Source organism: Peribacillus sp. NPDC056705 (assembly GCF_043656335.1).
In genome coordinates this window covers 62,363-77,271 of the sequence record NZ_JBHTYI010000015.1, presented here as the reverse complement: position 1 = coordinate 77,271, position 14,909 = coordinate 62,363, and the positions used below count along the sequence as shown (strand labels likewise).

General features: G+C 38.0%; 12 protein-coding genes. 9 read left to right on the top strand and 3 right to left on the bottom strand.

Annotation, left to right across the window (positions count from 1 at the left end; translation table 11 throughout):
- Nucleotides 1-7 precede the first annotated feature (7 nt).
- The 7 genes from ACFRAK_RS17820 to ACFRAK_RS17790 all read left to right on the top strand — a co-directional run bounded on the left by ACFRAK_RS17820 (nt 8) and on the right by ACFRAK_RS17790 (nt 9,051).
- Nucleotides 8-778: a WxL domain-containing protein gene (locus ACFRAK_RS17820; RefSeq protein WP_387604659.1), complete on the top strand. Its 771-nt coding sequence runs from the start codon at nt 8-10 to the stop codon at nt 776-778.
- A 22-nt stretch (nt 779-800) separates the two neighbouring features.
- Complete coding sequence (locus ACFRAK_RS17815) at nt 801-1,535, top strand: WxL domain-containing protein (RefSeq protein ID WP_387604661.1); 735 nt, start codon at nt 801-803, stop codon at nt 1,533-1,535.
- Between the two features lie 163 nt (nt 1,536-1,698).
- Nucleotides 1,699-4,836: a pectate lyase-like adhesive domain-containing protein gene (locus tag ACFRAK_RS17810; RefSeq protein WP_394572177.1), complete on the top strand. Its 3,138-nt coding sequence runs from the start codon at nt 1,699-1,701 to the stop codon at nt 4,834-4,836.
- A gap of 166 nt (nt 4,837-5,002) precedes the next feature.
- Nucleotides 5,003-6,079 carry a WxLIP family cell surface protein gene (locus ACFRAK_RS17805; protein WP_387604665.1) on the top strand — a complete coding sequence of 359 codons (1,077 nt, stop codon included), beginning with the start codon at nt 5,003-5,005 and terminating at the stop codon, nt 6,077-6,079.
- A gap of 124 nt (nt 6,080-6,203) precedes the next feature.
- Entirely contained in the window at nt 6,204-6,911 is a 708-nt protein-coding gene (locus ACFRAK_RS17800) for a class A sortase (RefSeq protein WP_394572176.1), read from the top strand.
- A gap of 645 nt (nt 6,912-7,556) precedes the next feature.
- Complete coding sequence (locus ACFRAK_RS17795) at nt 7,557-8,144, top strand: zinc-dependent metalloprotease family protein (protein ID WP_377400670.1); 588 nt, start codon at nt 7,557-7,559, stop codon at nt 8,142-8,144.
- A 97-nt stretch (nt 8,145-8,241) separates the two neighbouring features.
- Nucleotides 8,242-9,051, top strand: coding sequence for a hypothetical protein (locus tag ACFRAK_RS17790; protein ID WP_387604669.1), 810 nt, complete (start codon nt 8,242-8,244; stop codon nt 9,049-9,051).
- A 251-nt stretch (nt 9,052-9,302) separates the two neighbouring features.
- Here the strand turns inward: ACFRAK_RS17790 and ACFRAK_RS17785 are convergent, their stop codons facing one another.
- From ACFRAK_RS17785 to ACFRAK_RS17775, 3 genes are read right to left on the bottom strand one after another with little or no spacing between them, the layout of a single operon-like run.
- Nucleotides 9,303-10,355, bottom strand: coding sequence for a sensor histidine kinase (locus ACFRAK_RS17785; protein WP_394572175.1), 1,053 nt, complete (start codon nt 10,353-10,355; stop codon nt 9,303-9,305).
- A complete protein-coding gene (locus tag ACFRAK_RS17780; RefSeq protein WP_394572174.1) occupies nt 10,352-11,026 on the bottom strand; it encodes a response regulator in 675 nt (224 codons plus the stop codon). Before ACFRAK_RS17780 ends, ACFRAK_RS17785 begins: the two co-directional genes overlap by 4 nt.
- A 23-nt stretch (nt 11,027-11,049) precedes the next feature.
- Entirely contained in the window at nt 11,050-12,795 is a 1,746-nt protein-coding gene (locus tag ACFRAK_RS17775) for an ABC transporter ATP-binding protein (RefSeq protein WP_387604673.1), read from the bottom strand.
- Between the two features lie 303 nt (nt 12,796-13,098).
- Here ACFRAK_RS17775 and ACFRAK_RS17770 point away from each other — a divergent pair, with 303 nt between their 5' ends.
- Nucleotides 13,099-13,803, top strand: a complete 705-nt coding sequence (locus ACFRAK_RS17770) for a response regulator transcription factor (protein WP_387604675.1) — start codon at nt 13,099-13,101, stop codon at nt 13,801-13,803.
- Nucleotides 13,796-14,884 carry a HAMP domain-containing sensor histidine kinase gene (locus ACFRAK_RS17765; protein ID WP_394572173.1) on the top strand — a complete coding sequence of 363 codons (1,089 nt, stop codon included), beginning with the start codon at nt 13,796-13,798 and terminating at the stop codon, nt 14,882-14,884. Before ACFRAK_RS17770 ends, ACFRAK_RS17765 begins: the two co-directional genes overlap by 8 nt.
- The last annotated feature ends 25 nt before the right edge of the window (nt 14,885-14,909 follow it).

Here is a 14,909-nt window from a genome sequence, read left to right as displayed (position 1 = left end):
AAATACATTGAAAAAACGGTTGAAAGTACTTACAGGCTCGGCTTTAGCAACATCATTAATTTTAGGCGGTTCAATTTCGGCATTTGCGGCAGATGGAGGGGAGTATAATTCCTCTAGTACAGTGAAGTTCAAACCGTATACAGGAATCACGAAGCCGGTTGACCCGAATGATCCAGATAAAGAGGTGAAACCTGAAAATCCGGATGGTACGGATCCAAACCCAGGAACGAATGGTCCATTAAGTATCGACTTCGCTTCAAGTTTAGACTTTGGCGAAAATGAAATTTCAAACGTGGATCAAGTATATTATGCAGCGCCCCAGAAAGTTAACGTCACAGATGAACTAGGTGGAGTCACTCAGGGAAATAGAGCCAATTATGTTCAGATTTCGGATAATCGCGGGAGCAATGCAGGCTGGACTTTAAAAGTGAAACAGGAAGGCCAATTTGAAAACGATGCTACACTGAACCCTGTTCTGACAGGAGCTGAAATAAAATTCACTGATGGTGAGCCAGTAACAAATATGGAAAATGTAACTGCGCCTACCGCTTCCGATATCACCTTAGATTCCTCAGGAGCCGAATCATTAGTGATGACAGCGGCTGAGAATACTGGTGCAGGAAAATGGCTTGATGTTTTTGGGACAGTGGAAAATGTGGACGGTGAGGCTAAAAATACTGCGATTACATTATCCGTACCTGGAAGCACTCCTAAGGATGCAGTCGAATACAGTACAAAACTAACATGGGTTTTAACGGATTCACCGACAAATAACTAAACTAATAAAAGGGGAGTTCACTATGAGAATTGCAAAATATCTTGTTGCTTCAACGTTATTGGTCACAGGTTTCGGAATAGCAGGACAAGGAGCCTCAGCAGAAGGCGGAGAATATGAATCTGGCGGTACCATTACATTTTCGCCATATACAGGTATTACACCTCCAGTTGACCCAGAAAACCCAGGTGAAGAGGCTAACCCGGAACCTGCTCCAAATCCAGGGACAAGTGGTCCATTAAGCATTGATTTCGCTTCATCATTTGATTTTGGCACTCAGGAAATCACAACACAAGACATGGTTTATAATTCTGCTGCACAAAAAGTCAATATTACGGATGATCAAGGAGGGACCACGCAGGAGTTACGGCCTAATTATGTACAAGTCAGTGATAATAGAGGTACTGAAACAGGCTGGACACTGCAAGTACGACAAGATGCACAGTTCGAAACCACTGATAATGATGTATTGGATGGTGCAGCCATAAAAATCTTGAATAATGATGTAAACACATCTTCGACTTCTCCAGTACCAAGTACAGTCCCTGCTGAAATCGACTTAGTACCAGGGACACCATCAATAGTGGTGGCAGCAAAAGATGCTGAAGGTGCCGGTACTTACGTTTCTCGTTTTGGTAAAGCAGATGATGGCAACATGGATAAAAGTGTTCAATTATCAGTTCCAGGCAGTACGACAAAATATGCAAAGGAGTATAATACGACACTTACCTGGATTCTGACTGACACACCGGCAAATTAAAGTGACCGTGGTGCATTCATAGAGAAGATGATACATCGTAGGAATTAAATACGGTGTATCACTATTTTATGACTTGTAGAATATTACACTAGATTAAACTGGAATATTATTGAGCGGAAGATCATGAACAACACTCAATGGGAATAGAGGTGGAAACATAGGTATGAGAAAAGGACGTCTAACATATAAACGGAGATCCAGAAGGGCTTTAAAGGATTATTCATATATAGGGGTATGGGGCATCATATTGGTTATTATTCTGCAGCAAATGAATATAAATGGTTTTTTCAATCTTAAGTCCGCAGCCGCCGCAGCTACTGTAAGGCTATCATCGGAACAAAGTAATGTAAGTCTAGGTGACCAAATAAGGCTAGAAGTGAACTCGACCATAGAAGAAGCTGGAATTATTTCAGTAAAAGTTCCTGAAGGGTTGGCATATGACCAAGATGCTACAAAGCAATCATTACAAACTAATGGTAGTCCACCCATGGTGGATTATGAATCTGCTAAAAAAGAAGTCAATATAGCGTATAGTGAACAACAAATAGGTGAAAATGAAGTTCATTTATTCTTTCAGGCCCAAAATGCCGGGAATTTTGTGGTAGTTTCGACATCTGATGGGAACCAATCAAATGAGATCATCATAAATATAGAGGCCATAGAAAAGGATGTACCAGATATAGAGGGGGGAACGATAAAAGAAGATGAGGAAAAGGCTGATGATCAAGAAATAAAGGAAGAGCCTGAAGAATCCGGCCAAGTTGTGGGAGAAAATGAAAAAACAGATGGTGAAAATGTAGATGCTGATCAAGGGGATGCATCAATTGATCAGAGTGATCAAGAGAAGGAACAGGATAATGAAGCTATAGCCAAAGAGGAAGAAGATCTTCCAGAAGTGGATCCTTCCAAAAGTGTTGAAGGCAATATTATGGCTGCTGCTTTATCCGCTGACGAAATAGACGTTGATAGTTGGGATACTTTTGTAGCTGCGGTGAAAAACACTTCCATATCTAAAATAATTTTAACTAAAGATATTGAAAATCCAAGTGCTTCTGGAGATACTCTAGGATTACGGACTTACCAGGTAACCAGAGATTTGGAGATTAACGGAAATGGACATAGGCTTTCCTTTGGAAACACATCCATTTATTTAGGGGATCCAACCAATGGTATGGGTAACTTCCATATGCACGATATCGTATTGGCACAATACTATGCAAGTGGATATTCAGAAGATATAGTCGGCTCAAGGCTTAATGCCTCTTACACAGGAAAATGGAAATACCGATTTGGAAATATTACTACAGAGCCCTCCGTACAAAGACTAGCTAGGGCTACATATGCCGAAGTAACGGTTTATGGAGAAATGAATATTGATACACGCGCCGAAAATTTCTATCTGGGTAGCTTCAAAATGGAAAATGGCACGAAGTACAGCGGGAATGTGAATTATTATAATTTTTCGACATTTTATTACGAGTCCGCTGCAAGATCAGGCGATACTGGGGAATCCAGGGAATTTACAATCGGTGATGAAAGTATTGTTCAGCTAACTCAATCTCAAACAACAGGGACAACCTATCCCGCAGTCTATCTGTATTACAAAGATATCACGGTAGGGGAAAACGCTAAGCTAGATATCAACATGCCCGGAAATGCTGTTAGATTCAATTATGGAGATGGTTCATTTACTGTAAAAGGCGGTGCTTACGTTAATTTAACAAGCAGGCAAACTTCTGGATCTGTTGTTGAATATTATTCAAGCAATAATTCTTTCCATGTTGCTCCAGATGCGGAATTGTATGTTATTGGGAATAGTTCAATGCCATTAATTAATTTAGGGCCTCTTACCAGCCATAGGGGAAATAGCTTCACATTGGATAATCCGAAACAATATGATTTGCGGAATAGAGGAAATAATACCGCGGTTGGTTTGGGGGCAAATACCTCTGCAACAGGATATGCGAATACTTTTGAAATCAATGGATCCGATATCGATTTATGGAAAACTGGCAGTAACGTTTTGGGGCCATCCGACTTTTCATATGCGGCAGTCGAAAACTTTACTGCTACCGGCCGTCATTCTAGTACAGCCGGCCGTCAAACGGTAGTCTCCTCTGAACCGGCATTACAATCTGGGTTCAATACAACGTACTATAGGCGAATTGCGGGAGTGAATACAAAACCTATATTAGAGTTTGAACCAGTGACAGATGCTGATTTAACCATTAAGGCAAGGGTGAAAATCGGGGAAACACCTGATAATGATGGCCTGGATGAGTACGGTGTCGTTCGTTATATGGATGTATATGCTTCCGAGAATCAGGCCAGTGTTGATATCACTGATACACATGGTATAGTTCATCGGGATTTAAAAACGGATGCAAATGGCTATGTGCAGTATATGGATTCGATTTTTAATGTGGGCGGCCAAAAGATGTCTGGAGTAGCAACAAGAGGGCCTTGGTTACAAGATGGACAATCCGAAACGACAGTATTTGATGTAACCCCCCCAACACCGGCAGAGGTATCACTTCAAGAGATTGAAGAAGGAACATATCAGATAACTGGAACTGCTGATGAGGTGGGAGCAACTGTCCTTGTTGAAGTGGATGGGGATTCGTTAAAGGATGCTGAAGGGAATCTAATTAAAACGACAGTCGCGGAAAATGGAACATGGACCATTGATTTACCAACACCATTGGCTGTAGGCCAAACCGTACAAATATTACTGAATGATAATACCGGTGAAATTACAGGGTTATCCGATATTCCAATAACGAACAATAGTATGGGGAATGTAAACCCGACTGTATCTATTGAATACCATGATGCCATTTTTAAAGCAGGTCCTTTATTTACAGTGGCGGAATACTCAGGAAGTTTAACATTGCTTGCCCCTGACTCTTTATCATTTGGTAGTGATGTTCCAATATCTCCACAATCTAAACGCTATCAAATTGAATCGATGAATCAGAAACTTGGTGTACAGGATGATCGGAAACATAAATCCACTTGGAAGCTGAAAGCAGCCCTAGTGGATGAACTTTATAACTCTGCTTATGATAGTACGTTAACTCTGGTTTATTCAAATAATGGTAGTGACACAGTTCTTTCAAATACAGGATCGCTAATTTATGAACATCTTAGTACCGACGATGAACCACTATATATAAATGACTTATGGTACGGAGACACAAAAAATGGCTTGTTTGTCGAGGCGAAGGCTGGAGAAGCTAGAGTCGGGGAATATGAGGCAAAGATCAAATGGTCATTGGAAGATACTCCAGCAAATGAATGAAAATGGATGAAGATAGTCAAAGAACCTTATCAAATTAACCTACTTGATATTTTAATAATACTGCTAACAGATGCCCCTGCAAATGGTGTTACAAGTTGGTGTTTGTATAATAAATGAAGAGATACATTGTAAAGTAAGCCGCGCATCAACTTGGAGGTGCTGTCATATGAAAAAGAATTCCATTTTCATTTTATTACTAGTAAGTTGCCTATCCATCATTTTCACTTTTTCTATCCTTAAGGCTTCGGCTGCGGAATTCAATTTTGCCGTGGAGACAGTCATTCCAAAAAATCAAGTGGATAAAAAAAAGACATATTTTGATTTGATGATGAAGCCAGGACAAAAACAAGTACTGGAAATCAACTTGCGTAATGATACAGAGAATGATGTTAACATAAACCCGCTTATCCATAGTGCAACGACAAACCTTAATGGTGTAGTTGAATATGGAGAGAATGATATAGAATCGGATTCGACTTTGCTGTACAAGATGGAAGACATAGTGAAGACGGAAGAGGAAATTATCATTCCAGCTAAAGGAAACTACAAAGTAAAAATGGATGTAGTGATGCCAAAAGAAGATTTAGATGGTGTATTAGCTGGTGGCATAATCCTTCAGGAGAAAACTGAAGGTACTGGTGATAAACAAAAAGAGAATGAGAATAATAAAGGTTTGTCCATTGAAAACGAGTTTGCCTATGTCGTCGCCATTTTATTAAGGGAAAATGAAAATGAAGTCAAACCGGAAATTCAATTGAATGACGTGTTTCCAGATCAAATAAATGCAAGAAACGTAATCAATGCTAATATCCAAAATATCATGCCCATGTATATGAATCAAATGACCGTGAAAGCGAAAGTGACCAAAAAGGGAGATAGCCAAGTCATGTACGAGTCTAATAAAGAGGGCATGCAGATGGCCCCAAACTCTAATTTTGATTATCCGATCTCACTGCATGGTGAAAGGCTTGAGGCAGGTGAATATACATTGGAAATGACCGCTGCCTCCATGGGAGAAGAATGGCATTGGAAGCGTAATTTTAAGATTGATGGGGGTCTAGCAAAGAAGCTTAATGATAGTGATGTGTCCATTCAAAAGGATTATACGTGGCTTTATGTAATAATAGGGGGCATCGTCATATTATTAGCCTTAATATTATGTGTTATTTTTATGCGAAGAAAGAAAAAAGAGAATGATGAGAATGAAGAACAAATAGCCAATAAATCGAATGATGTTATATGATTCCATATTTGAGATGCTAAAAAAAAAGAAAGTTATAATATGTGATGTTTTAACAACCATTTCATTCTTTTTTCTTTTATTAATAGGATTTTTGTTGGTTCTATCCCCTTGGGTACAAGAAGCGATGATCAAAAAGGAAATCACAAAATACAATATAGCTAGTTTTTCTGAAGAGGAAATCCAAGATAATGTTGATAATAAAAAGCCTTTTCCTGAGAATGCGAGTATAGAAGCTCCCGATTTTCTAAAGGTATTAGCGAATATTTCTTCAGTGAAACGAGAAGACGTGATAGGTGCAATAGTAATTGAGGGCGATACAGTATCTTTACCGATCTTACTTGGTACGAATACACAAAATTTACTTGTAGGTGCCACGACAGTTACAAACGGTCAAGTAATGGGTAAAGGAAATTATGTGCTGGCTGGGCATCATATGAGAGATGACCGCCTGTTGTTTGGGCCTTTATTAAAGATTGAAAAAGGCGCATATATCCATATATCGGATAAACGGAAAATATTCACCTATAAAGTGAAAGAAAAGAAGATTGTCCATGAGACGGACGTTAGTGTTATTGCAGATACACGAAGTCCTGAACTTACTCTGATCACTTGTGATGTTACGGGGATCGATACGGACAAACGTGTCATCGTTAAAGCGGAATTAGTAGATACCAATGATAATTCCAATCAGGCTGAATTCAAGGGAAAGTATGGATACGGAATGGGTACAGAGCAAACTTTGCATTCAAATGTCACTTATTTCCTTTGGGTTTTATTAGTGGTAGGCTTACCATGTGTTCTGATGTTCATCATATTCATCATAAAGAGATGAAAAGATGGAGGCAGCCACTTTTTTTGTGGCAGTTACGTTTACCAGCCGCATCTGCAATGCATCACAGTTTTGTCAGTTATTAATCAAAATTAAACAATTTTAAAGAGCCTTACTGCGTGCCAATTGTAGCAAGGCTCTAACTATTTTAGATAAAAATCAAACAATTTTATTATATCGGTTCTATCTATTGCAATAATCAACGGTGTCTAAAAAAAGTTATCAATTTGAGTATACTTACAATGGTTGCCATACAGACATTGATTATCGATATTACTGTAAATTAAATTGGCGTGTAAAATCTCGTATGTATCGATATGAGATCACTTATTTCCCAAACGGGAAAAATTATCAGAAAAATCCAAAAACTAAGCAGAAAGCAATATGGTTCAGGAAAAACAATTTGAAATTGATGAGCTGATGTAAACTTATTAGCTACTTAGTCTTGGCATTACACCCTTTATTGTGCCCCACCCCAACTATTGACAAAGAGACGAAAAATAACAGTCTACTAAAAATAAGTGTGTCTTAGAAATAATGAAGGAAATTATCTAATCTTGCCCGCATAGGCATGGTGATATCTAACTTTATATTTGTATAAGTAAAACGAAAAAATATTCAATCATTTTTAAAAGAGGAGAGGATAGTGTGAAAAACGTTGTAAAGAACACTTTATTATTCAGTATTATTCTAGTTTTTTTAATTCCAGCTAGCGCTAATGCTTATACGACATTCAGTGGTCATAAGATGTCATCAGGTATTGGAAATTACGGTAAGAGCACTAAATTTTATTACGTTGACTCTAGTGCTAGTGGGCTAACCACCAAAATTAATAATGCATTTGATAGATGGATATATTCTTCTAAATATGCTGGTATATTGACGCCAACTTCATACAGAAAAACAACCGTTAAGTCTTCAAGTACCATAGATATATATCAGGTTACATCTTTTAAAGAAGCTGGTGTTTATGGAAAAAATTATTCGTATGTCAACTCAACAAATATAAATCCACAGAAACAAAACTGGTATTGGTCAAAGATTGAAATATCTAAACAAATGATAAATAATTATCCGCAATATTTACAAACAACCATAAGTCATGAAATAGGTCATGCTTTTGGATTGAATCATACAAGTAAGCAATTGATGGATGCAGGTGTCAATAAAGCTTATGATTTAGGTATTCAATATCCAAGAAAAGATGAATATAACGGTATAAACTACTTATATTAATCGGAAAGGTCATCAATTAAGAAATCAATTCGATCTACAAATAAAGTAGTGATAAAATATTTTTTTATTTTTGTGAAGATGAGGGGTGAGTTTTTAAATGAAAGTAATAAAGTTAATGATTTCTAGTGTATTTATTTTAAGCTTATTGGTAGGTTGCAGTAATTCAACTAGAGAAGCTGAAAAAAAGAGTACAGAAGATACCAGTGCTCTGAATTCTTCTGTAGAGAATAACGCTGAAAGAAATCAAACTAATGATGAGCTAGAGAGCTATAGTGGTGTTTCATATGAAGGGGCGACTATTGTCGAAGAATCTTTAGCATTTGCAGTTTCATATGAGGATACTGAACAGTTGCTTACTGTCAGTGATATAGCTGTTGAAGGCGTTGTCACCGCAACTGAGAACTATGTATATTATATGGAGGAAGTAGGATACGGAACTCCATTTACAAAAGTTACCTTAAAAGTAAATAAAGTCATAAAAGGCGATGAAAGCTTAGTAGGGAAGGAGATATTGTTATTAGAAGATGGAGGGTTAATTACCGCTAGGGAACAAGGAATGGCAGACAAATTTCCGGATGCGACAGAAGAGCAGCTTGATGAAGTATGTTTTCTTATTCCAGATGGACATAAGCCATCAATTCCTGGTGATGAAATAGTAGCGTTCTTGTCAAATAATATTGGAGAAGAAATTCAAACAGGTTTTGATTACTATTATTTTATTGGAACGTATAAGTCTAAGTTCATATATAATAAAGATACTGAAAATTATGAAAGACCGTCTGAAGATTTCGAAGAATTGGTGGAAGAAGCAGGAACAAAAGAGGAAATAAGTAATATTGAAGAAGAGATACAAATAGAAGAAGCCATTAATAGTCAGGTAACGGAACTTATAGAAGAAATGGAATGAAATATGCAATCATTTTGCAACCAATACATATAAAACCATATGGTAGTAATTCAACTGAAAAACCTTAAAAGTGGTTCTATACTATTGGGGTAAGGGTACAATTTGAAGGCAAAAAAATACACGTAACAGATATTTACCAGCCGCATCTGCAATGCATCACCGTTTTGTCAGTTATTAATCAAAATTAAACAATTTTAAAGAGCCTTACTGCGTGCCAATTGCAGCAAGGCTCTAACTATTTCAGATAAAAATCAAACAATTTTATTATATCTATACATAGGAAGCAGTATCGTAAAAGTCGTTCCCTTTTCGAGTCCACTTTTCACGGATATGGTCCCCTCATGCATCTCAATAATCTTTTTCACGATGGATAGTCCTAAACCGCTCCCGCTTTTTGAGCGTTCCCTTGCCAGGTCGGCTTTATAGAATCGCTCAAATATATGAAACTGGTCCGCTTCGGAAATGCCAATGCCATTGTCGGATATCGTTATGGATTCCAGGTCATCAATCTGTTGTAATCGGATCGTGATTTTTCCACGATGGCGGGTGAATTTGATGCTATTGTGTATTAAATTTGTCCATACCTGGCTCATTAAATCCTGGTCTGCAAAAATTCGAATCTTTTCTAAAGATATATCCAATTCGAGTTCTTTTTCCATCCAAGACGGTTCACAAGCCAAAATAATCGTACGTATTTGCTGATCCAGCCGGAAATCTGTCCTTTCAAAAGGATGGTGCGCGGATTCCAGGGATGTAAGCTTTAGAAGGTTATCACTTAATTTAGATAATCTCCTGCTCTCTGTCTCAATTATATGAAGATAATGATTTCGTTCTTCGATTGTCAGCTTATTATATTGAAGAGCTTGGGCAAATCCTACAATGGAGGTTAGGGGCGACTGTATTTCGTGTGAGACGTTAGAGATGAATTCCTGTCGCATCTCTTCCATTTGCTTCAATTGCTTGGCCATGTGATTGAAGTGGTTAATGATATCGGTCATTTCATTTTTCTTGTCCATTTTAAAATCCAATTGTACATTATAATCGCCATTTGCTATTTTCCTTAAGGCATCTATGATCTCGAGGTAAATATTTACCCGTTTTTTGTGATGGATGACCTGGATAAGAAAACCAATGAATATCATGATTGCGATGCTTGTCATGATTGTGGCCAGATACCGAACATAATCGGTTAACCTTAATGGCAATAGTTGAATGATATAGTAACCAGTCGAAAAGCAAATTGAAATAAACGTAAGAAAAAACAGTATGCCAAGTGTTCGTTTGAAAAATCGATCGCTTCTCATCTCGTTATCTCCAAACGGTAACCCAATCCCCAAATCGTTTTAATGCGGAAGGGGAAATCTGATTCTGGAAACCGTTCTCTCACTCTTTTAATATGGACATCGACAGTTCGTTCATCACCTTCATAATCATAACCCCAAATGTCTTCAATAAGATTTTCCCTGGAGAATGTTTTTCCAGGATAGCTTGCTAATTTAAACAACAATTCGAATTCTTTTAATGGAATCGTATATTCCTGGTCTTTGAATGACAGTTCATGTGTGTTGCGATTCATCTTTAATCCGCCGATATTTAATGTTTGTGAAATAGTGATTTTATACCGCTTTAATAATGCCCTTATTCTAAGCACCAATTCGATCGGTTCAAATGGTTTTACAAGATAATCATCTGCCCCAAGACCGAATCCTTTTACTTTTTGTGTTGTTTCCCCTTTTGCAGTCAGCATTAAAATGGGGATATCACTAAATTCCCTTAACTCTTTGCATAATTGCCATCCATCCATGTTAGGCATCATAATATCGATGACTGCCAAATCGATTTTTACCTTCTCCATTAATGCCAATGCTTGCAGGCCATCTGCGGCTTCATAGAGATCAAATCCTTCTTTTCTTAACAACAGGTTTATTAGTTCACGAATATGTGCATCATCATCGACTATTAATATTCTTGTCATCCTTCTTCGTTCCTTTCGGTGAATTAGGCCAGTTCAAGTTTGTTTAACTGCTGCTCAGCAAATTCACGATATAAGGAATGCGTATTATATAGTTCTTTATGTGTACCGCTGCCTGTTATTTTCCCTTTTTCCAGGAAGATTATTTGATCTGAACCGATAACGGTCGATAGTCGGTGAGCAATAACTATTGTTGTTCTGCCTTTCATTAAATCATTTAACGCCTGTTGTACAACATTTTCCGATTTGCTGTCAAGGCTGGAGGTGGCTTCATCAAGCATTAAAATTTTGGGGTTTCTTAAAAATGCTCGCGCTATTGCAATTCTTTGCCTTTGACCGCCTGATAATTTCATGCCTCTTTCACCAACCTCTGTATCAAATCCGTTGGGAAGCTCAGAAATAAACTGATCTGCATACGCCATTTTAGCTACTTGATTTAATTCCTCATCTGTTATATCCCGATACATTCCATAACAAATATTATCTCGAATGGTTCCTGAAACAATTGGACTTTCTTGTGAAACATACCCAATCTGGCTTCTCCATGAAAGGAGTGTGAAATCATTTATGGATTTCCCGCCTATGGAAATGGAGCCTTGCTGTGGTTTATAGAAACGCTCGAATAATGAGAAAAGCGTGGTTTTTCCGCTGCCGCTTGGCCCGACAATTGCCGTGACCTTTCCGGCTTCAACGTTAAAGCTTATATCTTTTAGTACCTGTTCTCCATTATTATAACTATAGTTCAGGTTCTCCACGCTGATTGATTGACTTATATTTTGAACTGGCTGCAACGCATCTTCTTCCTCCACGGCATCCAGAATGGAAATGATGCGCTCTGTTGCACCCGTTGCTTTTTGGAATTGTGTAAAGAAACTGGCTAATTGAGCCATTGGCATGATTATTTGGAAAAGATACATAATGAATGCCACTAAAGCTCCAGCTGTCAGGGCTCCTGAAGAAACACGCATTCCCCCATAACCTAAAATCAGTACGAGTAAAGCCATCATGACAAAACTCATTAGCGGCGCAATCAACGCTTGGATCTTTGCTTCTTTTAATCCAAATTGAAATAATTTGTTGATTCCTTTTTTTCCATTTTGATATTCAAATGTTTCTGCATTCGATGCTTTAACAAGACGGACTTCCGTTAGCACCTGCTGAAGGACTGCGGTGAAGCTTGCTGTTTCGTCCTGCATCCCTTTTGAAATTTTATGCATTTTTTTCCCTAGGGGCATTAATATCAAAACAGAGAGTGGGATGGCAATGAACATCAACAATGTCATTTTCCAATCCAGTACAAATAACACGATCATGGAGCCAACGATGGAAATGATTCCTGTAACGAAATTAGAGAGGTGTTCAGAGATTAATCCCTTCACTACAGTTGTATCGTTTGTCATTCGGCTGACAGTTTCGCCTGACTGATGTTCATCAAAATAACTCACGGGTAATACGAGTAATTTTTTCCATAGTTGATCGCGGATACCCGCCACTACAGATTGACCGATCCGATTTAATAAATAGATGGAAAATCCACTGGCCAATGCTTGAACAATGATGGCAAGAAGGAGAAGGGTGATCCGTTCAGTGTTTAGTGAGCTGATCGAAAAATCATTAATTAGATTTTTTGTGAATAAAGGGACTAATAAACCTACACCCGTTGTACCTAGGCTTAACGCCAATGCAATCCCTATCATTAGTTTGGAAGGCTTCGTTTGTTGAACTAACCGAATGAACTGGCGCCATCCTTTTTGGTTTTTTTCTTCTGACATATGAAATACATCCTTTCTTGATCTTCATAGGGCAAGTATATAAAGAAGGTATGAATTGAATATGAACTAGTCTAGTTATTCCACGAAAAATCCGGCGAACCTTTTTCTTTCAATACTACCGTCACTGTTGCTGAATGAAAAGTTTTAAAAATATGAAAATGTTAAAGCTGATCAATAGTGTGTGGCTTTTTCTTATTAAGATCAATAAAAAAATTGGCCTGGAATATTGAGGTGTTTGGAAAATCGGAATGGAATGGAGTACAATTATAGTAATGGGAATATGTAAAAGGGAGTAAGATACAGATGAAGCGGATTACCGTATTGATAGCTGATGATGAGGTGGAAATTGCCGACCTGGTCGCTTTGCATTTGGAGAAAGAGGGATATAACTATATAAAGGTATCGGATGGGAAAGAGGCCATTCGTGTTATTCAAAATCAAAAGATAGATTTGGCCATCTTGGATATCATGATGCCGGAGCTGAATGGCTATGAAGTTACCCGACAGATCAGAGAGCATTATCAAATGCCTATCATTTTTCTGAGTGCAAAAAGTTCCGACCTGGATAAAATCTCTGGATTGGTGATGGGGGCGGACGATTATATGACCAAGCCATTCAACCCAATGGAATTGGTCGCACGTGTGAATGCACAATTGCGACGGGCTATGCAGTTGAATCAAGCCGTAAACGAATATGAATCTAGCTTGGAAGCCGGCGGTTTGACCATTTATCCTGATCAGCGCAAAGTGATACTATATGATGAAGCCATCGAGCTAACACCGAAGGAATTCGATATTTTGGTTCTCTTAGCCGGTCATTCCCAAAAAGTATTTAGTGCGGAAAGTATTTTTCACAATGTATGGGGCGAAGCGTATTATGAAATTGGCAACAATACTGTCATGGTACATATTCGTACGCTAAGGAAAAAGCTAGGCGAGGATAAAAATAAAAACAAAAACAAGTTCATTACGACTGTGTGGGGAGTGGGATATAAATTCAATGGCTGACAAGTTACGAAGCTTCAGGGCTAAAATGATAATATTACTTGCATTGAGCATGTTGATAGCGGGAACCATTACCTACCTTATATATAAAGGCCTTCAATTTTATTATCATACGAATGTAAAGCTTGAAGATCCGTTGGTCCGTTTGCGTGTCATCATGAATTACTATGGAGATCTAAACTTCTTTTTAATCATTTTTATCCCACTTTCGATACTATTCTTCTTTTTCCTTACAAAACCTTATGCGACATACTTTAATAAGATTTCCAATGGAATCAATGATCTCGCAAATGGTGACTTTAAAAGCAGAGTCGACATCCTATCAAAAGATGAATTCCAGGATATAGCGGAAGATATTAACCGGGCAAGTGAGAAATTACAAGAAGCCGTAGAAAGAGGCGATTTTGCAGAAAGCAGTAAGGATCAATTGGTTCTGAACTTGGCCCATGATTTACGTACCCCTCTAACATCCGTTTTGGGATATTTGGACTTTATCCTTCGAGAAGAAGATTTACCTGAAGAACGAATCAGGCATTTTACGAAGATTGCTTACACGAAATCCCAGCGTTTAGAGAAACTTATTGATGAACTTTTTGAAATAACCAGAATGAACTATGGCATGCTTCCATTAGAGAAAAAATCCCTCAACTTAAGTGAATTGCTCATTCAATTAAGTGAAGAACTATATCCACTCTTCGAAAAAAACCACTTGAGTGCAAGATTGACTCTTCCATCGCATTTAGATATTTTAGGTGATGGCGACCTATTGGCTCGTGTATTCGAAAACTTATTGACCAATGCCGTACGTTATGGAAACGATGGACAGTTCGTGGATATCCTTGGTTTCACTGATAAAGGGGAGGTTGTTGTACAAGTTATCAACTATGGAACTTGTATACCTGAGGAAGAACTACCTTATGTTTTTGATATGTTCTACACAAATGATAAGGCGCGGTCCCATAAAGATGGAAGCACGGGTCTCGGTTTATTCATCGTAAAAAATATTGTCGAACAGCATAATGGAACGATATCCGTTAAAAGCGATTCTATACAGACTCTATTTGAAGTGCGATTACCGCAGTGATTTAAGAAAAATTTTATAATTTCCC

What these genes read in the sequence shown, in the direction of transcription:
- ACFRAK_RS17815 (WP_387604661.1), top strand. Translation starts at nt 801, where the DNA reads ATGAGAATTGCAAAATATCTTGTTGCTTCAACGTTATTGGTCACAGGT.
- ACFRAK_RS17810 (WP_394572177.1), top strand. Translation starts at nt 1,699, where the DNA reads ATGAGAAAAGGACGTCTAACATATAAACGGAGATCCAGAAGGGCTTTA.
- ACFRAK_RS17805 (WP_387604665.1), top strand. Translation starts at nt 5,003, where the DNA reads ATGAAAAAGAATTCCATTTTCATTTTATTACTAGTAAGTTGCCTATCC.
- ACFRAK_RS17800 (WP_394572176.1), top strand. Translation starts at nt 6,204, where the DNA reads ATGATCAAAAAGGAAATCACAAAATACAATATAGCTAGTTTTTCTGAA.
- ACFRAK_RS17790 (WP_387604669.1), top strand. Translation starts at nt 8,242, where the DNA reads ATGAAAGTAATAAAGTTAATGATTTCTAGTGTATTTATTTTAAGCTTA.
- ACFRAK_RS17785 (WP_394572175.1), bottom strand. Translation starts at nt 10,355, where the DNA reads ATGAGAAGCGATCGATTTTTCAAACGAACACTTGGCATACTGTTTTTT.
- ACFRAK_RS17780 (WP_394572174.1), bottom strand. Translation starts at nt 11,026, where the DNA reads ATGACAAGAATATTAATAGTCGATGATGATGCACATATTCGTGAACTA.
- ACFRAK_RS17775 (WP_387604673.1), bottom strand. Translation starts at nt 12,795, where the DNA reads ATGTCAGAAGAAAAAAACCAAAAAGGATGGCGCCAGTTCATTCGGTTA.
- ACFRAK_RS17770 (WP_387604675.1), top strand. Translation starts at nt 13,099, where the DNA reads ATGAAGCGGATTACCGTATTGATAGCTGATGATGAGGTGGAAATTGCC.
- ACFRAK_RS17765 (WP_394572173.1), top strand. Translation starts at nt 13,796, where the DNA reads ATGGCTGACAAGTTACGAAGCTTCAGGGCTAAAATGATAATATTACTT.